This is a genomic window from Acidovorax sp. FJL06 (assembly GCF_003852545.1).
Taxonomy (GTDB): Bacteria; Pseudomonadota; Gammaproteobacteria; order Burkholderiales; family Burkholderiaceae_C; genus Acidovorax.
This window is the reverse complement of record NZ_QAJR01000030.1, coordinates 1-25711: the sequence shown is the minus strand read 5'-3', so window position 1 is coordinate 25711 and position 25711 is coordinate 1. Positions and strand designations below refer to the sequence as shown.

Genomic DNA, 25711 nt, shown 5'->3' with positions numbered 1-25711 from the left:
AAACCTACCCTGGCCAAAAAAAACCCCTGCGGATGCGATAATCGACAGCTTTACAGTGCCAGACAGCTCCTATTGAGTGGCGTTTCGGCACCGTCCCCTCCCCCGGGCTGATCCGTCTTGGCAACCGAACAAGAACTCTCCGACTTCCTCAAAAGTGTAGAAAAGCGCGCGTTCAAGCGCTCGGTCTACCACGTGCGCAATGAGGAAGCGGCGCTGGACATCGTGCAGGACAGCATGCTCAAGCTGGCCGAGCACTACGGGGACAAGCCGCCGACCGAGCTGCCCATGCTCTTCCAGCGCATCCTGTCCAACTGCACCCTGGACTGGTTCCGGCGCCAAAAAACCCGCAATGCACTGTTTTCGAGCATGAGCGACTTCGAAGGCCCAGGCGAAGATGGCATGGATTTTGATCTGCTGGAGGCCTATTCAGGCCCCGACGATGGGGACAAGGCCGAAAGCGCAGAGGACCTCACCCGCAGGGCCCAGATCTTTCACGGGATCGAAACCGAAATCGCCGAACTGCCGCCACGTCAACGGGAAGCGTTCCTGATGCGTTACTGGGAGGAAATGGATGTCGCAGAGACAGCAGCCGCCATGGGTTGCTCGGAAGGCAGCGTCAAGACGCACTGCTTTCGCGCCATACAAACCCTCAGCAAGGCACTGAAGGCCAAAGGAATCGAGCTATGAAGAACACTGTACAGACCCCATCGACCCCTGCTGAAGTGGCTGCAGAGCGCTTTGCGCTGCGCGTCACGGCCCGCCTGTCCAGCGGGACGGCAGAGCTGCCCTACGACATTTCCGAACGCCTGCGCGCCTCGCGCATGCAGGCACTGGCCAAGCGCAAGATTGCCGTCCCCGTCCGGCGCACTGCCCCTGCGGCCGTGGTGCTGGGTGCAGGCGGCGCCGCCACCCTGGGCCGCGGCAGCGAGGGGGGCGGCTGGTGGAATGCGCTGGTTTCGGCCATTCCGCTGCTGGCCCTGGTCGTGGGCCTGGTGGTCATCAACACCACCCAGGACGAACGCAGCGCCAGCGATGTGGCCGAAGTGGACGCCGCCCTGCTGACCGACGACCTGCCCCCGGCGGCTTATGCCGATCCAGGCTTCGTACAATTCCTCAAGACCTCCGCGCAGTCGAACTGATCGGCTGGCCTCTGGACTGCATGCACCCAAACCCACCCGACGCCCCTTCCGCCCTGCCAGCCTTCGTGCTGGCTTTGGCGCTTCTGGGTGCATTCACGGTGGTGGGCAGCCAGGTGTGGGTGCAAATGCGCATGGCCCCGGGAACCCTGCTGCAGGCCGGCGCCGAAGCGGCCATGGCCAGCCCCAACAATGCCCGCGCACCTGCAGCCTCCCATGCAGCCGCCCTGCCCCAGTCCGAATCGGGCCCCGGCTGGGAAACGCTGACCACGCTGCAAAAGGTGGCCCTGTACCCGCTGGCCGAGCGCTGGGCCCTGATCAGCGAGGCCCAGAAGCGCCGCTGGCTGACCTTGGCCTCCAGCTACCCCACCCTGTCGGAAGAAGAACAAAGAAAATTCCACGACCGCATCACCGACTGGGCCAGCCTGAGTGCCCAGCAGCGCAACCAGGCGCGGCTGAACTACGCGGTCACCAACCGGCTGGCGCGCGACGACAAACGTGCGCAGTGGGAGGCCTACCAGGCCTTGTCCGACGAAGAGCGCAGCGCACTGGCGGCCCGGGCACTGCCCAAGCCTGCGGGCGCGGCCACCGCCCTGCGCCCCGTGTCGCCCCGCAAGCTGGCCCAGGTGCCCGCCGCGACGGAGGCCAACCCCAGCCGCCCGAACGCACCCAAGATCCCGCCCGTCACCGAGCACGCCCCCCGTGTGGCGGCGCCCGTCACCCCCATGCCCGCCCCGGCGGCGGCCAACCCGGCCCCCAGCCCCAGCACATCGGCGGCCTCCAACGGCGTGGAAACCGCCCCCGTGGCCGTGCCCAGCGCCGTGCCCGCTGCGTTGCCCCCTCTGGGCACAGGATCGCCCGCCGAGGGCGGCAGCACGGCAGCACCGCCCCCCGTGACCCCCGACAACTCCGGCCTGTATCCTCAGTAGGTTTGCCACCTGCCTCGGCCTTGATGGCCCGACCTGGAATGTCCGCCACCCTCCCCACCCACTCCCCGCCGGCCGCAGTCGGCGCAACCCCCAATCTGGGGCGGCGCATGGCCTGCTGGCTCTATGAAGGCATGCTGATGTTCGGCGTGGTGTTCATTGCCGGCTATCTGTTTGGCACCCTGAGCCAAACCCGCAATGCCATGGACAACCGCCACGCGCTGCAGGCCTTCCTGTTCGTGGTGTTTGGCATCTATTTCACCTGGTTCTGGGCCAAGGGGCAGACGCTGGCCCAAAAGACCTGGCACATCCGCGTGGTGGGCCGAGATGGGCAATCCATCACCCAGGCACGCGCCCTGCTGCGCTATGTGCTGAGCTGGCTCTGGTTCCTGCCACCCCTGGCTGCGGTCACTCCGTTTTCACTGTCCGGCGGCGAATCCGCCGTCATCGTCCTGGGATGGGTGGCGGTCTGGGCGCTTCTGAGCCGCTTCCACCCCACCCAGCAGTTCTGGCACGACGCACTGGCCGGCACCCGTTTGGTGCATTTCGAACTCCCCCAAAAATAAGCCCATGCCCGTATCCCCCCCTCCTTCGGCCGCGCCAGCCAACCCCCAAAAAGCCCGCACGGGCCTGAACCGCATCTGGCACGCTGCGGGCTACTCCATCGAAGGCCTGCGGGCCGGCTGGAACGAAAAAGCCTTTCGCCAGGAGGCCGTCGCCGCCATGGTGCTGCTGCCGCTGTCGCTCTGGCTGGGGCGCGGCTGGGTTGAAGTGGCACTGCTGGCCGGTTCGGTCGTGATCGTGATGATCGTGGAGCTGCTCAACACCGGCATCGAGACCGCCATCGACCGCATCGGGCCCGAATGGCACGACCTGTCCAAGCGCGCCAAGGACATGGGCAGCGCGGCCGTGCTGCTGGCGCTGCTGCTGTGCACGGGCATCTGGGCCGCAGCGCTTTTCCAGAGGTTTTTCCATGGCTGAACCTGCTTTTTCCGTCTGTGTGTACTGCGGCTCGCGCCCCGGCGAAAACCCCGCGTTTGCCGAAGCCGCCCAGGCCGTCGGCACCTGGATCGGCCACCATGGCGGCCAACTGGTCTATGGTGGGGGCCGCAGCGGGCTCATGGGCACCGTGGCCGAGGCCACGCGCCAGGCTGGTGGCCGTGTGGTGGGCGTGATCCCCCAGGCGCTGGTGGACAAGGAGCTGGCCAACCGCCTGTGTGACGAGCTGCACATCGTGCAGACCATGCACGAGCGCAAGGCCATGATGGCCGAGCGCAGCGATGCCTTTTTGGCGCTGCCCGGCGGCATCGGCACCTTCGAGGAACTGTTTGAGGTCTGGACCTGGCGCCAACTGGGCTACCACGACAAGCCGCTGGGCCTGCTCAATGTGGCGGGCTACTACGACGCCCTGATGGGCTTCTTGAACCACAGCGTGGCCAGCGGCTTCATGGGCGAATGGCAGATGGGCCTTCTGCACGCGTCCGCCGATACTGAGGCCCTGCTGCGCACCCTGGTGCAGTCGGCCGGCCCGGACCACGCCCCCGTGCCACTGCGCGACGTGATCTGACCCCAGCAAGCCCAGCCAGGCGATCACCAAAACAAAGGGCGGATGAGGAATCCGCCCTTTTTTGTTGGCCTGCGGCCGTGGCCTCTTCAGGCCGGCACCGGAACCAGAACCGGCCAGCGTCAGACCGCCGCGTCGTCCAGATCACCGGTGCGGATGCGCACCACACGCTCCACCGCCGTCACAAAAATCTTGCCGTCGCCAATCTTGCCGGTGCGTGCCACGTTCACGATGGCGTCCACGCAGCGGTCCACGTCCTCGGACTTGACAACGACCTCGACCTTCACCTTGGGCAGGAAGTCCACCACGTACTCGGCACCCCGGTACAGCTCGGTGTGGCCCTTCTGGCGGCCAAAGCCCTTCACCTCGGTCACGGTGAGGCCGGTCACGCCACATTCGGCCAGGGCTTCGCGGACTTCTTCGAGCTTGAAGGGCTTGATGACGGCGGTGATCATTTTCATGGCGGGTCTCCTGATGGATGTGAAAGATGGAAGAAAGCGGGTGGCGCGACAGCGGAACGTTCAACAAAGCCGCCGTCAGGCACGGAATTTATTGGTGATAGGGTAACGCCAGTCCTTGCCGAAGCTGCGGCGCGTCACTCTAATCCCTACGGGCGCCTGGCGGCGCTTGTATTCATTGAGCTTGATGAGCCGCGTCACGCGCTCCACATCGGCCCGCGCATAGCCGCTGGCGATGATGGACTCGATGGGCTCATCGTTCTCCATGAAGCGCGCCACGATGGCGTCCAGCACCTCGTAGGGCGGCAGGCTGTCCTGGTCCTTCTGATCGGGCCGCAGCTCGGCGCTGGGCGGGCGGGTGATGATGCGCTCAGGGATGGGGCTGGCGCCCGTGCCATACGGGTCATTGGCATTGCGCCAGCGCGCCAGATCGAACACGCGCGTCTTGGCCACGTCCTTGATCACCGCAAAGCCGCCCGCCATGTCGCCGTACAGCGTGCAGTAGCCGGTGGACATCTCGCTCTTGTTGCCCGTGGTGAGCACGATGGCGCCAAACTTGTTGGACAGCGCCATGAGCAGCGTGCCGCGGATGCGCGCCTGCAGGTTTTCCTCGGTCGTGTCTTCGGCCAGCCCCGCAAAATCGCTGGCCAATGCAGCCTTGAAGGCCTCGAACTGCGGCTTGATGGAAATCTCGTCATAGCGCACGCCCATGCGGGTGGCCATGTCGCGTGCGTCGATCCAGCTGATGTCGGCGGTGTAGGGCGACGGCATCATCACCGTGCGCACCTTGTCCGCGCCCAATGCGTCCACCGCGATTGCGAGCACCAGGGCCGAGTCGATGCCCCCCGACAGCCCCAGCAGCGCGCCGGGGAAGCCGTTCTTGCCCACATAGTCGCGCACGCCCAGCACCAGCGCATCCCACAGGTCGGCCTCCAGGCTTTTCTCGGGCGCGATGCTTGCTTCAATTTTGATAGCTTCTTGCGCTTGATGGACACGCGCAAACACCAGTTTTTCTTCAAAACCCGGGCCCCGCCCCGCCACCGCGCCGTCGGCGTTCAACGCGAACGAGCGGCCCTCGAACACCACCTCGTCCTGCCCGCCCACCAGGTGGGCATACACCAGCGGCAGGCCGGTCTCGGCCACACGCTCACGCATGGTGGCCTCGCGCTCGGCGCTTTTACCCAGGTGGAAGGGCGAGGCATTGATGACCGCCAGCAGCTGCGCGCCGGCTGCCGCCGCATCCCGCGCGGGGCCGGCAAACCAGGCGTCCTCGCAGACCAGCACGCCCACGCGCACGCCCTCCACCTCGAACACGCAAGGCTGGGTGCCCGCCACAAAGTAGCGGCGCTCGTCGAACACCTGGTAGTTGGGCAGCTCGCGCTTGGCGTAGGTCTGCTCGATGTGGCCATCCCTCAGCACGCTGGCAGCGTTGTGGCAGGCGCTGAAGGCCGGGGCATCGGGCGCCAGGGCCTGCGGGTGGCCCAGCACGATGGCCAGGCCCTTCAACCCTGCAGTCTCGCGGGCCACGGTTTTCACGGCATCATCGCAGGCCGCAATGAAAGCGGGCCGCAGGAACAGGTCTTCGGCCGCGTAACCGCAGATCGCCAGCTCGGGCGTAAGCAGCAACCGCGCGCCCTGGGCGTAGGCCTCGCGGGCGGCGGCAATGATCTTCTGCGCATTTCCGGGCATATCGCCCACGACAAAGTTGAGCTGCGCAGTGCAAATGGAGAGCGTCATGGAACTGGAGTCGGCCCCTGCGGCCAGGTTGTGTATCGCCCCTGCAAACCCGCAGCACAGAGGGCTGGGCGAGGTGCTGCATGGCTGAAGAAGAAGCGCACATTATCGCCCGCGTGATCACATCTCCGCAGGGCGTGGAGGCCACCGCCTGGAACCGCCTGCTGGCACAGCAAAGCCATCCCACGCCGTTCATGCGCCATGAGTACCTGGCCGCCCTGCACGAAAGCGGCAGCGCCACCCCGCGCACGGGCTGGACGCCCCGCTTCATGACGCTGTGGGACGGCGACACGCTGGTGGCCGCCTGCCCGCTGTACCTCAAGGCCCATTCGTACGGCGAGTACGTCTTCGACTGGGCCTGGGCCAGCGCCTACGAGCAGCATGGCGTGCCCTACTACCCCAAGGCCGTGGTCGCCGTGCCCTTCACGCCCGTGCCCGGCACACGGCTGCTGGCACGCGACGAGGCCGCGCGGGCGCTGCTGCTGCAGGCGGTGCACCAGTGGTGCGAGCAGGAGGGCGTGTCGTCGGTGCACATGCTGTTTGCGAGTGGCGACGATGTACAATCAAGTGCCGAGCAGGACTGGATGCTGCGGCACACCGTTCAATTCCACTGGAAAAACGTAGCCCCTACGCTCGGCGCTGGCGTGTCCTCGCGGCCCCAGGCTGGGGAGGCCCCCCCGGCTTCGCCGGGTCGTGGGACGCTCGCCGCGTTGGGACGGCCCGGCGGCGGCTCGAACCACTTCACCGACTTCGACCACTTCCTCGCCAGCCTCTCCCAGGACAAGCGCAAGAAGATCCGCCAGGAGCGCCGCCGCGTAGCAGAGGCCGGGGTCCGCTTCCGCTGGTCGCGGGGTGCAGGCATCAGCACTGCCGACTGGGATTTTTTCTACCGCTGTTACGAGCGCACTTACCTCGAACACGGCAATCCGCCCTACCTCACGCGGGACTTCTTTGCCCGCATGGCGGCGCACCTGCCCGAGGCCTGGCTGCTGTTTGTGGCCGAGCGTGACGGGCGCCCAATTGCTACCAGTTTGATAGCGATTGAGTCAAACCCATCGGGCGGTAACGGCCCACAAGACCAAAACCTGGTGGCCTATGGCCGCTACTGGGGCGCGCTGGAGCGCGTGGACTGCCTGCACTTCGAGGCCTGCTACTACCAGCCCCTGCAATGGTGCATAGACCACGGCGTGCAGCGGTTTGAAGGCGGCGCCCAGGGCGAACACAAGATGGCCCGGGCGCTGTTGCCCGTGCAGGCGACCAGCGCCCACTGGCTGGCGCACCCGGCCTTTGCCGACGCGGTGGAGCGTTTCCTGGAGCGCGAGGGCGCGGGGGTCGAGGGCTATCTGCAAGAGCTGCAGGCGCGCAGCCCGTTCAAGGCGACCTGAAAAGGCCTGACGCTAGCAATTGCCTCTTCAGAGACTTCTCATCTGACTGGTTGTTATCTGCAATCTCCTGCTGTCATCAGGAATTTGTCGCCAGGGCGCGCCCATACATGTCATCAAACCGAACGATATCGTCTTCCCCTAGATATTTACCGGATTGAACCTCCACAATTTCCAACTCCCCTTCACCCACATTCTCCAAACGGTGCAATACTCCCTGTGGGATATAGGTGGACTCGTTCTCGGAAAGCACCACCACAGCCTCACCCTTTGTGACCCTGGCCACACCTTGGACGACGACCCAATGTTCAGCGCGATGCAAGTGCATCTGCAGGGACAGAGCTCCGCCGGGCTTCACAACCAAACGCTTCACTTGAAACTGCGTACCCGCATCCACCGTGTCATACCACCCCCACGGCCGGTACTTTTTGCGGTGCTTGCTGCCTTCCACGCGCCCCTCAAAGTTCAGCTTTTCCACTTCATTCTTGATTTCTTGCACGTCGCCCTTGGACATCACCAATACCGCGTCTGGTGTTTCCACAACCACCAGATCGCGCACCCCGACGCACATAACCAGACGTGAGGTTGCAATGGCCAGCGTTGAGTCAGTGCGGGTAAACCGTACATCGCCGTGGGCAGCGTTGCCCCGTTCGTCGGCATGAAGGACTTCACCCAGCGCACTCCACGCCCCCACATCAGACCAGCCCGTCCCCAAGGGCACCACGATACCTTCCGGAAGCATATGGTGGGCTGACTCCCCCAGGTAATCCATGACAGCAAAATCAATTGACTTGCTTTTGCATTCAGAAAATACCCCAGCATTCGCCCGCAAGAAACAACCGTCTCTGCTGCGCGCGCTCCAGGCCTTTTCGCACACAGCCAGAATTTCCGGCTCACAGGTGGCAAGCGCATCCAGCCACACTGATGGCTTCAACAAGAATATTCCGCTATTCCAGAAATGCTGCCCATCCTTGCAAAATGCCATGGCATTTTGCACATCTGGTTTTTCAACAAAGCGAGAAATAAAGTAACCTCCTTGCGGATGACATTCTCCACGACGAATATAGCCATACCCCGTCTCTGGATGTGCGGGCTCGATGCCAAAAGTCACAATCCTTCCATCATTTGCAAAATCAAATGATCGACTGACGGCACTTTGAAAAACTTCTGCATCCTCAATGAGGTGGTCGGCAGGCATGACCAGCATGGGAGCATCGCACCCTTGCTCTAACGAGAACAATGCAGCCAAGGTCAGGGCCGGGGCAGTATTTTTTCTGTCGGTTTCAAGTAAAAGAGTCGCATCAACATCCAGCTGCCTCAACTGTTCTGCCATGATAAATCGATGCATTTCATTGCCCACAACGATGGGCGGCAAGAAATCCCCCCCGCCTGCATCCAGTGTTCGCCGCACCGTTTTTTGAAAAAGCGACTCTTTTTCAAAGATTGATAAAAACTGCTTGGGATGGTCCTCCCGCGACAATGGCCACAATCGGGTCCCAGCACCGCCCGACAGTACAACTGGTTGAATTTTCATTGAGTCACGAGATGATGAGCCCCCTTCAGGAGCATTGTTTCAAACGCCAGGGACGAAAAGACACCATGGCAAAGTCGCAGGCCGTTAGGAGCTACTTCCTTCGCCCTAGCCCCGTCCCTGATCCGCGATACAAGCTGTGATCCCACAGCCCAGATCCAATCGGGGCACCCACACCACAGCTTCCGCCAGAGTGTCAAGTAAGAGTCACCGCAGGCATAAGACGACACACCAGAGTGCACCTAGAATTCATTTCTGAAGCGCGTGAACTTTGTGTATATTCTGAAACAAATCCAAAGAATCCAATGATGAGGGAGTGCCAATTGCGCCGAACATCCAACTTCAGGCCCACATCGTCCGCTGGATTGCTGCTCTTGGCATCGCTGCTGGGACTTTCCGGGACATCTTTACAGGCCCAGACGCCCCCTCCGGACAGCTCCCTGGACCGCCAGATCGACGAGGCCTTCCAGCGAGTTTTGAAGGCACCAGCCGATGCCAGCGCAGGCAGTAGCTACGCAACATTGCTGGTGAAAGCTGGCAACTACGAAGGGGCCATCGCCGCCCTTGAGCGCCAGCTTCTTGATCCGCAAGCGCCACCCACGGTCCGGGTTGAACTGGCGGTGCTTTACTACCGGCTGGGCTCCTACGCAATGTCAGAAAGCTTGTTGCGCCTGGCACTGGAAGATACGAGGCTCACCGCCGACCTGAGGCAACAAGCGGACAACCTTCTGCGCGATGTCGCTTTCCGCAACCAGACCTCGCAATGGAGCGGTTTGGCTATGCTAGGCCTGCGCTCGCAAACCAACCCTTCCGCACGAGCCAGTGGTGATTTGGTTTACTCGGCAGGTACCTTGGTTCCATTGCCTGAGCAATTCAAGCCCAAATCCGACTCGGACCTACAGGCCATGCTGCGTGTGGACCATCGTTACGACCTCGGTTTACAGAACGGGGCGGCGGTGGTCAGTTCGCTGGTGGCACAGGCCATCAACTTCAGTTCATCGTCTGGACGCCAGCTGCAGGCGACCCAGGTGAAACCTTACGACCTGACGGTGGTAGACGTCACCACCGGGGTGCGGTTCAAGCCCTCCCCGCTGGGTGCACCCGAACTGACGCTGCGGCCCTACCTGGGGTTTGCGCAAATTGGCGCCCAAGGCCACAACTACCTTCGCAACCATGGCGTCGGCCTTGAGGCGGACTATCGCCTCAATGAGCGCACTCTGCTTTCAGCAGGCTACGAACACCGACACTACGACTACGCGCAGCGCATTGATGTTACGGACGCCGCACTCAGAGGCGGACCTGACAACAGCCTGAGAGCCCGACTTAGCCGGGAAACCGGCCCTGGACAGGTGCTTAGCGGGGAAGTTGTTCTTCGCAATCACAAAGCCGACAAGCCGCTGTACAGCAACAACAGCCAGGAAGTGCGGCTGACCTATTCGCTGCGGTATTCGAGCCCATGGGCTGCCACCCCGGGCGACTGGGTCACCTCCGCCTGGGCGGGTGCAACTCGGCGCAGCTACGACGGGGCCGATGCTGCCGTGCATCCCCAGATCCTGCGCCGAGACACCGAATGGCGTGTGGGGCTGGCGCACACTGTGCCGGTTGCTTCTGCGTGGGCGCTGTTGCTGCAACTCGAACATGTGCGCACCAACGCCAACCTGCCCAACTACCAAAACAGCAACACGTCCGTACTGGGTGCGCTGACCTACCGTTTCTAGCCCTCTTTTGCGCTTTTTTATTGCCCCATGACCCACTTCGTCAGCATCAGGAGCCCAGAATGAGCCCCCCCATTTCCAAGGATTTGTGGCTGGCCGCTGCGATCACCAGCACCACCTTGCCAACGGCGTTGGCGCAACCCGCGCCACCCGCTGGCAGCGCCCCCCCCGCACCTGCCGGCATTGTGGCGGCCGTCACCCCTGGCGCCCAGATCAAGAGCAATGACCAGATTCTCTATGTAGGCAGCACTGCCCTGCCAGGGCAGCGCATCACCACCGGCAAGGACGAGGTGCTGCATGTGCTGTTGCAGGACCAGTCCGCGCTGACACTCGGGCCGGAGTCCGAGCTTGTCATTGATGAGTTCCGCTATGACGACTCCGCCAGGAAAGGCAAGATTCGCCTGAACCTGCGCCAAGGCATTGTTCGCGTGGTGGGTGGATACATCAGCAAAAACGAGCCTACAGAAATCAATACACCCCACGCTTTGGTGGAGATAAGCGGTGGGATTGCCTCGGTCTCCACTTCGCCCGACATCACTCAGACCGCCTTTCTGTTTGGGCAACAAATGAGAGTGAGTAACCCCAGCGGTACCCAAACAGTTACAAGGCTTGGGTTTGGAGTAACGAGTTCTGCAAACACCCCACCCTCCTCGCCAGTTTCATCAACAAATGTGATTCAGCTAATCAATCAGTTGGCTGTGCAGCCCTTAGCCGCAGCTACCTCAAGGCAGAGTGTAGACAGTCCCAATCCTGCGCCCGCTCCATCTGGTGTGCTTATTAGCACGGGGAACACGCCGGGGGGAACACAAAGTCCCGGGTCTACTTTGGCGAATGATCGTCTGAGAAGTGTGGTGGACAACACTATCACCACAAATCCTCAGTGGGTCTTGAATAACATCTTGAGCTCGGGGCAAATCCCAAATGCCTCTTGACTGACGCTGGTCCGCTCGTACCGGCGAAGTTTCACCTAGGCCTCGACCCGAGGCTGCCAAAGCCTATGCGCGTCCTGTTCGCCTCCAACTACCCTCACCTGCCCGAAATCACCGGCGGACTGCAAACCGCCACACACGATCTGTGCGTGGCCATCAAAGAGATGGGCGCTGAAGCAGCTGTGCTCTGCGGCAAGGCGCCCGACCCCGACGCTGGAAGCAGCACGAGCGCGTTTGCCCAGGATGAGCACCTGGGTTACCTGGTGCTCCGCGCAGACAACCCAGAGCAGGCGCTGCCACTGGCCTCCGCAGCGTGGAACGCCAGCGTCGTGGTGGTGCAAAATGGCACGGCCTTGCTGCCGATGGTGCGCAGCAGCCTGGAAAGTGGCAAACCCACGGCTGTGTATTTGCATAACGTGGAGACGCACCAGCTTGCAGGCAATTTGCCCGCACACGAGTCGTTGTTGTATCTCGCCAACTCGGCATTCACGGCACACCGCTGGAATGCGCTGTATGGCCTGGACTGCGCCGTGATCCCGCCGGTCATAGCACCCGACCGCTACCTTGCGAACCAGACCGGCACCAAGGTGCTGTACGTCAATCCGAGCCCTATCAAGGGCGTAGAGATCATGTTCGCCCTGGCCGCAGCATGCCCGGAGCTTCAATTCTTGGTCATGGAAAGCTGGCCACTCGATCCCCAATGGCGCCTTTACTGCCAGCAGCGCGCTGCACAGTTGGGGAATATCGAATGGTGCAGCCCCGCCGCAGATATGCGCGCTGTGTACGCTCAAGCCCGCGTTCTGCTAATGCCATCGGTGTGGGAAGAGTCGTTTGGCCGAACCGTCATCGAGGCTCAACTGAATGGGTTGCCTGTACTGGCGAGCAACCGCGGCGCGTTGCCACAGCTGGTGAGTCAGGGCGGTCTTGTGATGGATCTGCAGGCACCAGTGGCTGACTGGGCGCAGGCCTTGCGCAAACTGCACGCCCCTGCCACCAATGCAGCCTACGCTGCTGCAGCCCAGCAGCAAGCGGCCGCCTACGTGGCAGAAACCCCGCTGGTCCTTGCGCAATTGCTCAGCGTTCTGACGTTGCACGCCAGCCGCTGACCCTCGCCAGTTGACTTGGCGTCAACAGCGCCGCCCAAACGCTGTTGACACCTCCTTACAGTCCCGCCTATTTCGTCATACCCATGCAGCAAGTTACCCCCCGCGCGCCGCGCCTGGAAGATTGTCGTTTCTACCATTCCATGACGTTGGCTGAAGGCGAAATGCATGGCGAGTGGGACTTGAGAGGCAACCCTCAGGGTTACCTGGGTGGTGTCAATTTTCAAGGCCGATCTGTATTGGAAGTTGGCCCAGCCAGTGGATTCCTGACTTTTCACATGGAGGCGCAAGGCGCTGAAGTCACTTGTCTGGAACCTCCCATGTCCCATCTGTGGGACATCGTGCCTTTCGAAGGCTTTGATACGGACTCCTGGCGACGTGAATTCACCACCAGCATTGAGATGGTGCGCAACTCGTTCTGGTACGCGCACCACCAGAAGAAGTCCCGAGCACGCATGGTGGAGGCCGACCCCTACGCACTGACTGAAGCACTGGGATCATTTGATGCAAGCCTTCTCGCGTCCATCTTGCTTCATTGCCGTCGGCCCTTCGACATGCTGCAGAGCGTCGCTGCACGCACGCGCCGCACGGTGATCGTGACCGAGCAGTACAACCCAGCACTTGGCAATGACGCACTGTGTGGATTGCTGCCTCACCGAGGCGCCGAACCCCAGGTCCATACTTGGTGGCAATTTACGCCCCAGTTCTTTATTTCAGCCCTGGGTCTGCTCGGATTCACCCAGGTCCAGCTTAACTTCCACGTTCAGCGCCAGCCGGCCTCCCAGCGCGACGTTCACATGTTTACCGTAGTCTGCGAGCGGCCTGCCACGACATAGTGCCAGCCATGAGCGAACTTCCTCACGCCATCGACCCGGTTGCAGACGCCTGGCGCAACTATGGCCTTGGCCACAGGGCGCTGGCGATTGAACTGGCGCGCGAAGCCTGGGTAGGCGCATCGTCCCCCGCGGCAGCCGCCGCGCTTGGCTACTTCCTGCTGGATGCAGGCGCTCTGCAGCAAGCCGAAGATGTGCTGCTTGCCGCCATGCGCAAGGCCCCTCAAATGGGGGTACTGCACTGGTATGTGGGACTGCTTCGGCATGGTCAAGGGGATCTTGATCAGGCGGTAGACACTTTGCGTCATGCATGCCTGCTGGACGAGTCACTCGACGAAGCCGCCTGCACCCTGGCGTGGTGGTTGCACGACCAAGGCAATGTGTCAGAAGCGCTGCACTGGTCCCAGCGGGCGCTTCGCAGCGCGCGTCTGCCGCAAAGACTGCTGCAGCGGGCTTGGCTATTGCAGCAGCAAGGTTCTATCGAAGAAGCCGTGCTGGCCTATGAAGAAGCCGCCGTTTCGTTTCCCGCAGACGCAGTGGAGCAGTCGCGATTGCATCTGCACTGGGCGCAATGCCTGGAGGCTCTCAAACAGCCACACGAGGCCTCTCTTGTGCTTGCAAAGGGACTGGCCTGCTTCCCGCACCATCCGGACCTGATGACTGCGCAAGCCAAGCTTGAATGGCAGCGTGGCAACACGCACCAGGCGCTCACAATCGCGAAGCGGCAAACAGCGGTGCACCCAGAACTGGTTTCGGCCTGGCATTTATTGGGGACTTTGCTGGAACGAGCTGGAGATCTTGCAGCGGCCGACTGCGCTTTCAACGAGGTACAGCAGCGAGACATGACGCTGGTCGATGCGCTCTTGCGACGTGCATACATACAGGCGCGCTGGGGCAATGGTGAAGCCGCTGAATGGCTGTTGCAGCAGGTGTTATGGCGCGAACCTGGTTCATTGGCAGCACTGGGACTGCGGGCTCAGGTATTGCTGGATCTGGGCCGAACACGTGAAGCACGGATCCAACTGCATGCATGCCTGCAAAGGGATCCTGCCGACAGCGAACTGTGGCGGCTTCTGGCCGTCGCATTGCGCCAGCATTCGCGTCACCTGGTAGCCATGCGTTGGCTGGCCCACGCATTGCACCTGGCGCCCGACAACATTGAAGCGCTGCGAATGCAGGCATGGATGGAGCTTGAGCGGGGAGACGCCACGAAAGCCGCCCGCACAGTTCGGCACCTGCTGACGCTGAGGCCGCAGGACCATGCAGCCCGGGTGCAGGCAGCTTTTGTGTTCGCTGCGGCGGGTGATGCCGCCCAGGCCGCAAACTTCGCCGAAGACTCCGTAGTGGCCAACCCCCAGGATCCGGAGGCATGGCGAGCGCTGTCTCAAGTGCGGTACCAGCAGCTACGGCTCGAAGACGCAGAGCATGCCATTGACGTCGCGTTGCAACTGAGGCCCAGCCAAGTCGATAGTTTGCGCCAACTCGGCTGGATCTTGATTGCAGACCAACGCCCTGCACATGCCCAGCTCGCCTTTCTTCGTGTCCTTGACCAACGGCCACAGGACCCTGTTGCACTCCAGGAGGCCGCCGAATCCTGCCTGAGAGCCGGTCACTTCAGTGTGGGCTTGACACTAGTGAGCCGACTTCTGGATCGGCACCCAGAGCGGCTAGCGGGCCTTTTGCTCCGGGTGCGCCTGCTGTGCGAAGCTGCGCCCATCGTGCCGGATGCCCACGCGATGGCCCTTTCAGAGTGCCGCCGGTTGATCTCCCGGGGTTTGGCTGTAGGAGAAGTAGCACAGTCTTTGATGCGACTGCTGGGCCTTGGTGTTTCTGGTGCGCGGGCAGCACTGCGCTTGCTACCGCGCGGGACGCTCCTGGAGTCGTATAAAGCGGCCATCAGCGAAGCCACCGTCCGGCATGGCCATGACAACCTGCGCAGGCTTGCGATAGAAGCCAGCAAGGATTTTCCGAACGATAGCTGGGTTGCGACGGCATCGCTCTACGCGGCGTCACTTGACCCCGACTCCAACCCGCACGCTCTGTCGCTGGGCGCTCGAGATTGGTATCGCGGGCTGAAATTGCGAAGCGGCTTGTTCTTTGCAGAGAGCCCCGCTCCCCGCCCTGCGGATGCGAAAGCACGCATTGCCTACGTCGCCGGGCAAAGCCATCAGCGTCTGCTGGAGCGCGTGATTGCCAGCCATGATCCTGCACGCATAGAAGTTTTTCTCTACTCCAACCAACCGTTCCCGCCGCTGCCCACGCATGTCAGGCGGGAACCCCTGGTACCGGAGCGGCTCGCCCAGTCCTGCGCCGCAAACCGCATCGACGTAGTGATCGATACCGGGGGACTGCATCCATTTGAGGGACAACTCGGATTGCTGGAGTGTTATGCCCGTCGCCTGGCACCTTTGCAGGTCGGATGGCTGGGCGTCTGGGGAGGAACAGGCGGCATCTTCGACGCGCTGCTTACAGACGACGCCAGCATCCCGAAAGATAGCGAAAGTCACTACGAAGAGGATCTGTGGCGCCTGAAGGGCGGGCAATGGTGCTGGTCTCCTCCCATGCATGCACCCGCGCCAACTCCTGCTCCCGGATTGTCAACCGGCAGTGTCACTTATGGCGTCACCGCCCGAAATCTTCGACTCAGCCCCCGCTGCATTGATGCCTTCGCCCGCGTCCTGGCAGCCACCCCTCGTGCACGCATCCAATTTCTAGGCCTCTTGTCTTCGGACTGGCCACTCCAGAACCAGATACTCGAGGCAATGGCCCGCCACGGTGTCGCCAAGGGACGAATCGCCTTCGATGCCCATCGAAGCTATGAAAGGCTGCTCGACTGGTGCCAGCAGATTGACATGGTGCTGGACACCTTCCCCGGCAACGGCGGCCTCAGCCTCCTGGAGCCCCTGTGGATGGGCGTTCCGGTAGTGACCCTTGCGGGTGAATGGGCTGGGGCACGGCAAGGCTGCTCCGTACTGATGGCATTGGGTTGCCCGCAACTGATTGCGACCTCTGAGGACGAGTACGTGCAGATTGCCACCACCCTTGGGCAAGACCTGCACACCCTTCAAGAATTGCGGCACGGACTGCGAGCGCGCATGCTGGCATCCCCGCTCACCGATGGCCAACGTATTGCACGCCAGATTGAGGAGGCCATTGCTACCAAGCTTCCGGCATGCAGAGATCTGGCAACTGCGGACGCCAAAGCCAGAATCAAAGCGCAGGCGCGATGGCATCTTGCAGCCTGGATGGCAAAGGAAACCAAGCTCATTCTCCCCAGCATGGCTCCTTCCGAGACACCGGATCTATCGGTGCTCGTTGTTCTGTACAACCAGGCAGGGCTGACGCGCAAGACGCTGCAGGCCGTTGCAGACCAACGCGGAGTGTCCTTTGAAACCATCATTATCGACAATGCATCTTGCGACGAAACGCAAGAGCTGCTGAGGCGTGTTCAGGGTGCCACCATTGTGGTCAACGAACATAACAGAGGGTTCCTGCTCGCGGCCAATCAGGCTGCAGCTCTCGCCCGGGGACGGCATATCGTGCTGCTCAACAGTGATGCCATACTGCAGCAGGGCGCATTGGCCGCAGCGCGGGAGCGACTCGATTCGGACTGCACCATCGGAGCAGTAGGTGGACGAATCGTATTGACGAGCGGCGGATTGCAGGAAGCAGGCAACGCCGTCTTCAGCGATGGATCCACACTGGGGATTGGGCGCGGCGAGGATCCCTTTTGTCCAGCGGCCTTGGCCAGCAGGGCAACTGACTACGTGTCAGGCGTATTCACGGCCGTGCCGACTCATTTGTGGCGCATGTTGGGCGGGTTCAACGAAGCCTTTGCCCCAGCCTACTATGAAGATGCTGACCTGTGCCTGCGCATCTGGAAAGCCGGTTGGCGGGTCGTTTACGACCCCGACGTTCTTGTCGAGCATCTGGAATGGGGCAGCACCAGCGACAACATGGAAGCTCCTCGGCAAATGGGCATCAATCGCGAGCGTTTTCGTTCCTTCCATGCCGAGCTGCTGCGCGAGCGTGGTCACCCCGCGCCCGTGCCACTGGACGCGGACCGTTGGCAATCCCCCGAAGACTCTCCCCGCAAACCACGCATTCTGATTCTTGACAACGAAGTCCCGCACATGTTCAAGGGCGGTGGGCTTCCGCGTGCACGGAAGATATTGCAGGCGCTGGCCCAGTGGCCTGTCACCTTCTTTCCGCTCTGGGACGCGGATGACGATTGGCGGGAGGTGTATGCATCCCTGCCGCGCAGCGTCGAGGTGATGCTTGGCTATGGATTTGCCCGGCTCGAAGAATTTTTGGCCCAGCGAAAGGGCGTCTACGACACGCTGGTGGTGAGCCGCCCACCCAATCTCAAGGCGCTGCAACCGCTGCGCCAGCGCCGTCCTGAACTATTCAAAGGGATGCGCTTGATCTATGACGCAGAGGCGCTGTTTGCCTTGCGCGAGATCGCCGAGGCCGCGGTTCACAAACGGCCACTGCCGCGCGGCAAAGCACAAGCGAAACTGGCTGCCGAGATTCGGTTGGCACAGGGCGCCCAGCAGGTGCTTGTGGTTTCTGAGCGAGATGCGCGCCATTTCAGGCAAGCAGGACATCGCACCACGCAGGTTGGTCATGCCATGAAGGTACGGCGCAATGCACCAGGTCCCGCCCAGCGCAGCGGATTGCTTTTCGTAGGCGCACTGCACCCAGACACTCCCAACGAGGACGGACTTATCTGGTTTCTCGACGAAGTGATGCCGCGACTGGCACGCCTGCTCCCGCAGATGCCAACGCTGTCCATCATTGGGGTGTGCCGCTCTGCACGCATCCAAGAAAGAGCGAGCTCCACCATAAGAGTGTTGGGAAGTCAGGACCAATTGGAGCACTGGTACGACGCTGCCCGCGTGTTCGTGGCCCCGGTGCGATTTGCGGGTGGTGTGCCCGTGAAAGTCATTGAAGCGGCAGCCTGCGGTGTCCCGGTGGTTGCATCTGCCGTTCTGGCCCGCCAACTTGGGTGGATGAGTGGCCGGGAGATACAGCATGCACGTGATGCGGATGCCTTTGCTCGTGCAACAGCAAGACTTTTGCAAGACGATGCGCTCTGGCTGCGCCAGCAGACCGCAGCTGCCAACTTGTGCGAACACCAGTACAACCCGGAGCAGTTTATCCACGACGTACTTCAATTGTTCCGGGCAGATGCAAAGGTGAAAGCGTGAAGGCGCACCCCTTGGACACCCAGACCATGCGCTCAGCAAGGCGTTTCATCGCGCGGGGACAGTTCGATGAAGCCGAAGCCTTGATAGGGCACGCCTTGGTGCAAGAACCCAACCTGCCCGCCACGCATGTTGCTCTCGCAAAGCTGCGCTGGCCTGGGATGGACTACCTGGAATGGCTGGGTTGGTTTCACTCCGTGCTTTCGCCGGGTTTGTACGTAGAGATCGGTGTGGAGAGAGGAAACTCACTCGCTCAGGCGCGCCCTGGCACCCAGGTCGTTGGGATAGATCCCGCCCCGCAGGCCCAGCCCCAGGCACGATGCGCAGGACCGGTCCAGCTGTTCTCCCAGACCAGCGCTGAGTTCTTCACGGCGATGCCCGAAAACTGCTATTTGCAAAACCGCGGGTTTGACTTGGCGTTCATCGATGGCGATCATCGTTTTGAGGCAGTGCTTGCAGACTTCATGGCGCTGGAAAAATGGGCTGCACCAGAAGCGGTCGTGCTGATACACGACACCATTCCCCTCACCAGCGCGACATCCATCAGCCAGCGCAAAACGGGTTTTTATAGTGGCGATGCCTGGAAAATCGTTCCCTGCCTGCGCAGCCTACGGCCCGATCTGCATTTGGTCACGCTGCCTGCCGCACCCACAGGTCTGACGGTCGTAACCGGACTCAACCCTGCGTCGCGCACTTTGCAGGAGCGCTTGCCTTCGGTTCGGGCGGCGTACGCATCACTGTCAAGCGCACACATCGTCAGCATGCCTGCTGCCTTCTTGGCACTCGGCAGCAACGACAGGGATTGGATGTCGAATTGGCTCAGGCAGGCGCGCGCGCAATGACGCACGCAAAATCATGGGCTAGCCGCCCCGCGCGGTACAGCTCCTCCTCAGCAGCAATAACGCACTGCCTGTAAAGACTGGCCGATTCGGATGCAAAATTTTGGGCCGTTTCTGCCAGCAGCAAATGCAGCAGGGCGCCTCCGTATGGACGCACCTCCACAAGTTGGAAGTACCGGCCGACCAATGGCAACAAATTCGAGGAGCACACAGCTTCGCTGGGATCCACGGCAATCACCTCTTCCACGGTAGGCGCCCGAAAATTCCGCTTTAACTGGCCTGACAAAGTGGTCATCAATTGCTCTGGCAGCAAATCAGCCAGCCGGTTGATAAATCCTAGCTGCTCATTGCTCCACTGGAACCTGTCCGGTCCCACATACTCGTCCAAGAACAGCCAGCCTGATGGCTTCAGCAGAACTGCAAGACTTTCGTAGAGATGCTCAAGCTCCGAGCAGTGGTGCACGCTGGAAACGCCGAGAACGGCATCAAAACTCCCGGGCAGAAATGGATCAGTCCCCACGGGAATCTGATTCATATCCGCCTGGACATACTCGATGAAAGGCCACTCGACCGCCTGTTTGCGCGCCAGAGCCAGCGCCTTGGCGGACAAATCTGACGCCACGATCTTTTCGACCCATCCAGCACGTGCAATTTCACGCTCCAGCTGGCCTGTGCCACAGCCGACCACCAGCGCGCGACGCAAAGGCCGCGTTCTGGAAGCCCCCACAGTGCGAAAGAACCAGGCGAGCGGCGACGTATCGGGGCAACCAGTCACCCGCTGATTGATGCAGGTACGAACGTCTTCCAAATCAGTCCAGTGACCACCATTGGCCACCCAGCTTTCGGGGTCTCCCCATGTGGAATCCAGTTTCAGGGCCAGTTGGTTGTCCACCAACTCGGGTGGCATATGGCCTGGGCTCTGGCCTTGCACAGCAGGCTCGCAGGCAGATCGCAAATGATATTCGGTCATTTATTGCAATGGTCAAGAGTCAACGTGCCTGAGTTCATTCGACAGCGCTCGCACAAGCGCCCGGTCCTCCGACGCCGCTTGTTGCATCAGAATGCCCCGTTCACCATGTCGCTTACCGTTCATATAACGATCAAGCTGGTCCAGCATGCGGCCTGGATACTCAGTCGCACACGACTCCGCCTGAATAAATACAGCCACAAAATCATTCCAAATATCCCGCGTCTGATACGCGACGAATGACTCCAGCAATGCTGGCTTGAAGCCATTACGCTGCGCCCAGCGAACCAGAGCGCTACCTGCGTCTGGGTAAAACCGCCAGCAATCCACGGGATAGCGATGATAGTCTCCATTGGTCGGTGCATTGAGATAAAAGAGCCCCTGCGGTTTAAGGACACGCATAACCTCCATGAACATCAGCCAAAAGAACTCAACATGTTCAAAGCAGGAACTGCTCACCACGGCATCCACTGAACCATCAGCAAAAGGCAACCGATAAGGGTCCTGCAACACCACATCCACCCCCGCCCCTGCAGAGAAATCCACACCTATATATCGACAATATGCAGGAGCAACGCTACGCATAGTGCCATTGACATCCTGAGATCCAATATCCAATACAACACAGTGTTTTTCAGCCCGAAAGTAGGTGAAAAAGAACAGCCGTGCGTTGTCCATGGCGCTGGGGTGCATAGAAAGTAATAATCAATGGCGGCGAAGAATCACCAAATCCTGATTTCCTGCCATGCCCTCGATAATATCAAGTACATCAAAAAAACGACTCCAGTGCGTCATGATGTAGTCTGGGGAATGCAGAATATTACGATAATACTCCTGATCTGCAACCACATCCTTCAATTGAGAGTTGATGCCTTGATCAACAAAACCCCGCTGATGCATGTCGATCTTCTGTGATGTGGGTGCATCGTAGAGAGCCATTTGAGCCAAGCCTTGGACGGACAAAAGCAACAATGCACCTGGTCGTGTAAGGCGATTCAATTCCGCCAGCCACTCCGACTCCATCTCCCGATCCAAATGGGTCAGCACCGACACCCCCAACACCAAATCAAATGCGTCCGCAGGCAACGAGCAAGGAGGCCGCAGGCCCACGTGCACAAACCGCCCCTTCTGCAAAATTTGGCGGCAAGCTTGGATGTTGTCCGCATCGATGTCCGCGCCAGTCACTTCGGGCGCAAGCATGGTCAGATAGCGAGTCAGACGCCCGGCACCACATCCCCAGTCCAAAATGGATTCAAACGATGACATGGGCCGCCCAAAGCGCTCTAGAAGAAGTTGCTCGAAGCGCTTCACGATGGTGGCGCCGCCCAATCGGAATGCATTGACATCCGGAGCACCAATGACACGGGCAATGCGTGCAGGAGCTGGCGCCCCGGGCTCCAACGCAGGATCTGCCAGATACCAGGCTGTGCGGTAGCTCAGCCGGTGCTCACCGAACGCCCCAGTCACATTCACCCTGGCAAATCCACCGGGGAACAACATTTGACCTGGTGGCATACGAAATCGCGCACTAAAACGGGAAGCCTCGGCGTTGGGAACAGCTCCGAACTTGGCCAACACGTCGGGCGACGGAACGCGCCACGTGACATCCACAGCGTCCAGACCATTGACCAACACCCTGCTGGGCATGTCCCACAAACCCAGAGCCCAGCCTTCAATGACAAGCTCATCCCCATTGACCAGCATGGATCCAGGCATCCAGCGTAAAAATCGGGCCGCTGCAATTTGCATATCGGCGCTCAGGATATCGATCGATGGACTCATGGTAAATTGAAATTACAAACGTGCAGTGGTTCCATATACCCAGCATTTGACCTATCTATTGGATTATCACCCATTTTCGTCACAACGCCACCGCCCCTCCACTCCTGGCACAAAGCGGACGCTTTTTTCGAATGCGTCATCCATGGCGGGAAAATGATTGGTACCTACCAGCCGAGAGAGGCACCTACCGTGCCAGGGTCGATACGCCGTTGCGCCGAAAATCGGACTCCACCATCATTTGGCACAATTGTTCAAGTGTGGTTATTGGCTTCCAATCCAGTTTTTCCCGTGCCTTGGAAGAATCCCCAATGAGCAAATCAACCTCAGCAGGTCGATAAAAAGAAGAGTTAATTCGAAGCACGGTATTTCCAGTCGCCACATTCACTGCTTTCTCTTCTTTGCCAACCCCCAGAAACTCTACCTCCACACCCGCCACCTTAAACGCCATGCGGGTGAATTCGCGCACCGTTTCCGTGCGTCCCGTGGCCAAAACAAAGCTGTCAGGCTCCTCTACCTGGAGCATCCGCCACATGCCATCCACGTACTCTTTAGCAAACCCCCAGTCACGACGCGCATCCAAATTTCCAAGTTCTAGCACTTCCTGCTGTCCCAAGCAGATCCGTGTAACACCGTCGGTAATTTTCCGGGTCACGAACTCCATCCCTCTCAGGGGCGATTCATGGTTGAACAAAATACCGCAGCTGGCAAATATTCCGTAACTTTCCCGATAGTTCTGGGTAATCCAATGTGCATACAGCTTGGCCACCGCATAAGGACTTCTAGGATGAAATGGCGTTTTCTCCGTTTGGGGAATGGCCTGAACCGCCCCATACATCTCGGAGGTGCTTGCCTGATAAAAGCGGATACCAGGATCTACCGAGCGAATGGCCTCCAGCAGATACAAAGGCCCCATGCCTGTCGCCATCGCCGTCGCGATAGGTTGCTCAAAAGAGGCACCCACAAAGCTCTGTGCAGCGAGGTTGTACACCTCACTCGGATTGGTTTCTCGCAAAAGGCGAATGCCTGCGCTCAGGTCCGCAAGATCGTACTCATGAAGCCGAAGATGCGGATGCTCCGCGATACCCAGTTCTTTGAGACGCCAGAAATTTGTTGAGCTGGTGCGCCGATAAGTGCCATGCACTACGTAATTCTTGTCTAACAGCAATTGCGCCAGGTATGCGCCGTCCTGCCCTGTCACCCCTGTTATCAATGCCACCTTCATGCGCAGTTCCAAGAGAATTCTGATGAGCCTGATTCTCGGGGAAAGTCGGGTCTGGAGTGCGGTTGTTTGCAGAAGAGCAAAGCTTTAACCCTTCCCTGGACGCGCGTGCAACAAGTCGAGGCAGTTATGCCCACTCACAACAGCATGTGAGCTCAGATGCACGCGGGGTCAGAGGTCATGCAAACCTGCCCAACCTGGACCACGCAACGCAGCCAAACAGATGTGGTCAGACTCAAGGGTGCGGGCAATGAGAGTAAACACACCAAATTGCAGTTACGGCGCCAGAAGCTCTGCGGGTGCGCTCAGAAGTTTTCCCACTCTTCTTCTGCCCCCACAGCCACGGGCCGGTAACCTTTGTCCACGGCAGCAACCGGAGAGGCGGATGGAGCTGTTTTTTTGGCATTGCTGACCGGCGCCGCCCGCAGCGCCAATGTTTTCTTGGGGGCCAAGCCGCCCGCACCGGCCCCTCGGGCTGCACTGGCAGGCGCGGCAGTGGGTGCAGGGTGTGCTGCAGGAGCGGCGCCTGGCGAGGTCTTCCCCTGATCCGCCGATAGCTTGAACACTGCCACCGCTCCCACCAGGGCCTGGGCCTGGTGGCTCAGGCTGCCGGCGGCAGCGGCCATTTCTTCCACCAAGGCGGCGTTCTGCTGGGTGACCTGGTCCATCTGCGTCACGGCCTCGCCCACCTGGCTGACACCCTGGCTCTGCTCGCTGCTGGCCGCGCTGATCTCGCCCATGATGTCGGTCACACGGCGGATGGCGCCCACCACCTCGGTCATGGTGGTGCCCGCCTTGTCCACCAGCAGGGTGCCCTGCTCCACGCGCTCCACGCTGGCCGTGATCAGGCCCTTGATTTCCTTGGCCGCCTCGGCGCTGCGCTGGGCCAGGCTACGCACCTCGCCCGCCACCACCGCAAAGCCCCGGCCCTGCTCACCCGCGCGCGCGGCTTCCACGGCGGCGTTCAGCGCGAGGATGTTGGTCTGGAACGCAATGCCGTCGATCACGCTGATGATGTCGGCGATTTTCTTGCTGCTGTCGTTGATGCCCTTCATGGTGGTCACCACCTCGGCCACCACGTCGCCGCCCTGCCCCGCCACGGTGGATGCGCTCATCGCCAGCTGGTTGGCCTGGCGCGCGTTGTCGGCGTTTTGCTTGACGGTGGAGCTCAGTTCTTCCATCGACGCGGCGGTCTCCTGCAGCGCACTGGCCTGCTGCTCGGTGCGCATGGACAGGTCGTTGTTGCCCGAGGCGATTTCGGCGCTGGCCGATGCCACGCCCTGCGCATTGCCCCGCACGCCCGACACCACATGCGCGAGGTTGTCGCGCATGGCGGTCAGGCCGCCCAGCAGCTGGGCGATCTCGTCCTTGCCCCGCGCCTCGATCGGCACCGTGAGGTCGCCCTGTGCGACCGAATCGGTGATCTGCACCGCATTGCCCAGCGAGCGCGAGATCTGCCGGATCATGGTGCCGCCCATCAACCCCGCCAGCAAGATGCCCAGCACCACGGCCGTCAGCACCATCGCCCGGATGGACTGAAAGCTTGTCGCAGCACGGTCGTATTCGGCCTTGGCGTAGTCCAGCTGCACCTGCATCAGCTGCCCCAGCACCTCTTGCAGCGGGTCGATGGCGGGGTACATCTCCTTGGCGGCATAGCGGGTCAGCGCCGCCATGTCGCCGGACTTGAAATGCCCGACCAGGGTCTCTGTGGCCGCATCGGCCGTTGCCTGCAGGGGCTTGAAGCGCGCCACCAGCTGGGTTTCCTCCGGCACCAGCTGCGTCGCCAGATAGGCCTTCCAGTTGGCATCGATGGCCTTGCGCGCATCCGCCACCGATTGCAGGCCCTGCGCAGGCCTCATGGCACCGTCGCGCACCTTGTGGGCGGTGTCCACCACGTTGACGGCATACATGTCCGCCACCACCTTGATCTGCTTGAGCGGCACCACCCGGTCGTCATACACCGACTTGAGCCCGGTGTTGGACTGCCCCATGCCAAACAACCCGGCCCCCCCCACCAGCAGCACCAGCAGGCACAGGGCGGCAAGCAATCCCGCAAGGCGGGTGGAGATCTTGAACTGGCTCATGGCAACTCTCCTGGTAAGGATGGACGGAACCGGCGCGCCAGCCCGGCGCGGCCGTGCCGGCCGAGAGACAGGACCAGCATAGCGCTTTCTGTTACGTTTGCATACAACCTAAACAAGCCACAACACTGCGCAACCAGCGCAGCGCAGCGCGAAGCCAAACGCCACGGAGCCATCGCGGCGGTGAGCCGGCGGGCAGAGGGTTCGCGCAGGCCCGGCCCCAAGGCAAAAGGCCCTCGTCCCGCCCACAAAAAAGCACGCAGAGGGGTCCCCCTTCTGCGTGCTGCTCTTATACCTTCAGCTTC

At 61.1% G+C, this 25711-nt stretch carries 21 protein-coding genes; 13 read left to right on the top strand and 8 right to left on the bottom strand.

Translation table 11 applies throughout. The features are described from left to right. Window positions 1-117 precede the first annotated feature (117 nt). Genes DBV10_RS17110 through DBV10_RS17085 form a run of 6 tightly spaced genes read left to right on the top strand, consistent with a single transcriptional unit; the run spans window position 118 to window position 3629 of the window. Window positions 118-687 (top strand): RNA polymerase sigma factor, encoded by a 570-nt coding sequence (locus tag DBV10_RS17110; RefSeq protein WP_124514803.1) that lies wholly within the window; start codon window positions 118-120, stop codon window positions 685-687. After that, window positions 684-1139 carry a DUF3619 family protein gene (locus tag DBV10_RS17105; protein ID WP_124514802.1) on the top strand — a complete coding sequence of 152 codons (456 nt, stop codon included), beginning with the start codon at window positions 684-686 and terminating at the stop codon, window positions 1137-1139. The genes DBV10_RS17110 and DBV10_RS17105 overlap by 4 nt, the downstream gene beginning before the upstream one ends. A gap of 20 nt (window positions 1140-1159) precedes the next feature. After that, window positions 1160-2065, top strand: a complete 906-nt coding sequence (locus DBV10_RS17100) for a DUF3106 domain-containing protein (protein ID WP_124514801.1) — start codon at window positions 1160-1162, stop codon at window positions 2063-2065. A gap of 38 nt (window positions 2066-2103) precedes the next feature. Next, a complete protein-coding gene (locus tag DBV10_RS17095) occupies window positions 2104-2628 on the top strand; it encodes an RDD family protein (RefSeq protein WP_199740153.1) in 525 nt (174 codons plus the stop codon). 4 nt (window positions 2629-2632) lie between these two features. Next, entirely contained in the window at window positions 2633-3043 is a 411-nt protein-coding gene (locus tag DBV10_RS17090) for a diacylglycerol kinase (RefSeq protein WP_124514799.1), read from the top strand. After that, window positions 3036-3629 (top strand): TIGR00730 family Rossman fold protein, encoded by a 594-nt coding sequence (locus tag DBV10_RS17085; RefSeq protein ID WP_124514798.1) that lies wholly within the window; start codon window positions 3036-3038, stop codon window positions 3627-3629. Before DBV10_RS17090 ends, DBV10_RS17085 begins: the two co-directional genes overlap by 8 nt. A gap of 119 nt (window positions 3630-3748) precedes the next feature. Here DBV10_RS17085 and DBV10_RS17080 read toward each other — a convergent pair whose 3' ends face one another. Then, window positions 3749-4087, bottom strand: a complete 339-nt coding sequence (locus DBV10_RS17080) for a P-II family nitrogen regulator (protein ID WP_124514797.1) — start codon at window positions 4085-4087, stop codon at window positions 3749-3751. Between the two features lie 75 nt (window positions 4088-4162). Then, entirely contained in the window at window positions 4163-5821 is a 1659-nt protein-coding gene (locus tag DBV10_RS17075; protein WP_124514796.1) for an NAD+ synthase, read from the bottom strand. Between the two features lie 80 nt (window positions 5822-5901). Between DBV10_RS17075 and DBV10_RS17070 the strand changes: the two genes are divergently transcribed. Further along, window positions 5902-7203: a GNAT family N-acetyltransferase gene (locus tag DBV10_RS17070; RefSeq protein WP_124514795.1), complete on the top strand. Its 1302-nt coding sequence runs from the start codon at window positions 5902-5904 to the stop codon at window positions 7201-7203. A gap of 76 nt (window positions 7204-7279) precedes the next feature. Here DBV10_RS17070 and DBV10_RS17065 read toward each other — a convergent pair whose 3' ends face one another. Further along, window positions 7280-8734 carry a mannose-1-phosphate guanylyltransferase/mannose-6-phosphate isomerase gene (locus DBV10_RS17065; RefSeq protein WP_124514794.1) on the bottom strand — a complete coding sequence of 485 codons (1455 nt, stop codon included), beginning with the start codon at window positions 8732-8734 and terminating at the stop codon, window positions 7280-7282. A gap of 371 nt (window positions 8735-9105) precedes the next feature. On the opposite strand from DBV10_RS17065, the gene DBV10_RS17060 reads away from it, so the two are divergent. From DBV10_RS17060 to DBV10_RS17040, 6 genes are all read left to right on the top strand, one after another. Further along, on the top strand, window positions 9106-10449 hold the full coding sequence (locus tag DBV10_RS17060) for a surface lipoprotein assembly modifier (RefSeq protein WP_199740151.1): 1344 nt from the start codon (window positions 9106-9108) through the stop codon (window positions 10447-10449). Between the two features lie 59 nt (window positions 10450-10508). Continuing rightward, window positions 10509-11378: a FecR domain-containing protein gene (locus DBV10_RS17055; protein ID WP_124514792.1), complete on the top strand. Its 870-nt coding sequence runs from the start codon at window positions 10509-10511 to the stop codon at window positions 11376-11378. Between the two features lie 65 nt (window positions 11379-11443). Beyond that, a complete protein-coding gene (locus tag DBV10_RS22930; RefSeq protein WP_199740149.1) occupies window positions 11444-12481 on the top strand; it encodes a glycosyltransferase in 1038 nt (345 codons plus the stop codon). 83 nt (window positions 12482-12564) lie between these two features. Further along, window positions 12565-13314 carry a hypothetical protein gene (locus DBV10_RS22925; RefSeq protein ID WP_199740147.1) on the top strand — a complete coding sequence of 250 codons (750 nt, stop codon included), beginning with the start codon at window positions 12565-12567 and terminating at the stop codon, window positions 13312-13314. 8 nt (window positions 13315-13322) lie between these two features. Further along, the gene (locus DBV10_RS17045; protein WP_124514791.1) at window positions 13323-18521 is read left to right on the top strand and encodes a glycosyltransferase; all 5199 of its coding nucleotides are present in this window, start codon (window positions 13323-13325) and stop codon (window positions 18519-18521) included. 11 nt (window positions 18522-18532) lie between these two features. After that, on the top strand, window positions 18533-19360 hold the full coding sequence (locus DBV10_RS17040; protein WP_199740145.1) for a class I SAM-dependent methyltransferase: 828 nt from the start codon (window positions 18533-18535) through the stop codon (window positions 19358-19360). Here the strand turns inward: DBV10_RS17040 and DBV10_RS17035 are convergent. The 5 genes from DBV10_RS17035 to DBV10_RS17015 all read right to left on the bottom strand — a co-directional run bounded on the left by DBV10_RS17035 (window position 19338) and on the right by DBV10_RS17015 (window position 25409). Next, complete coding sequence (locus DBV10_RS17035) at window positions 19338-20327, bottom strand: class I SAM-dependent methyltransferase (protein ID WP_233589961.1); 990 nt, start codon at window positions 20325-20327, stop codon at window positions 19338-19340. The two genes, DBV10_RS17040 and DBV10_RS17035, sit on opposite strands and share 23 nt — an antisense overlap. A gap of 12 nt (window positions 20328-20339) precedes the next feature. Then, window positions 20340-21002: a class I SAM-dependent methyltransferase gene (locus tag DBV10_RS17030; protein ID WP_233589960.1), complete on the bottom strand. Its 663-nt coding sequence runs from the start codon at window positions 21000-21002 to the stop codon at window positions 20340-20342. Window positions 21003-21029: 27 nt separating this feature from the next. Continuing rightward, entirely contained in the window at window positions 21030-22106 is a 1077-nt protein-coding gene (locus tag DBV10_RS17025; protein ID WP_199740143.1) for a bifunctional 2-polyprenyl-6-hydroxyphenol methylase/3-demethylubiquinol 3-O-methyltransferase UbiG, read from the bottom strand. 184 nt (window positions 22107-22290) lie between these two features. Next, window positions 22291-23328 carry a GDP-mannose 4,6-dehydratase gene (gene gmd / locus DBV10_RS17020; protein ID WP_124514912.1) on the bottom strand — a complete coding sequence of 346 codons (1038 nt, stop codon included), beginning with the start codon at window positions 23326-23328 and terminating at the stop codon, window positions 22291-22293. A gap of 302 nt (window positions 23329-23630) precedes the next feature. Continuing rightward, window positions 23631-25409, bottom strand: a complete 1779-nt coding sequence (locus DBV10_RS17015) for a methyl-accepting chemotaxis protein (protein WP_124514789.1) — start codon at window positions 25407-25409, stop codon at window positions 23631-23633. Window positions 25410-25711: the final 302 nt, after the last annotated feature.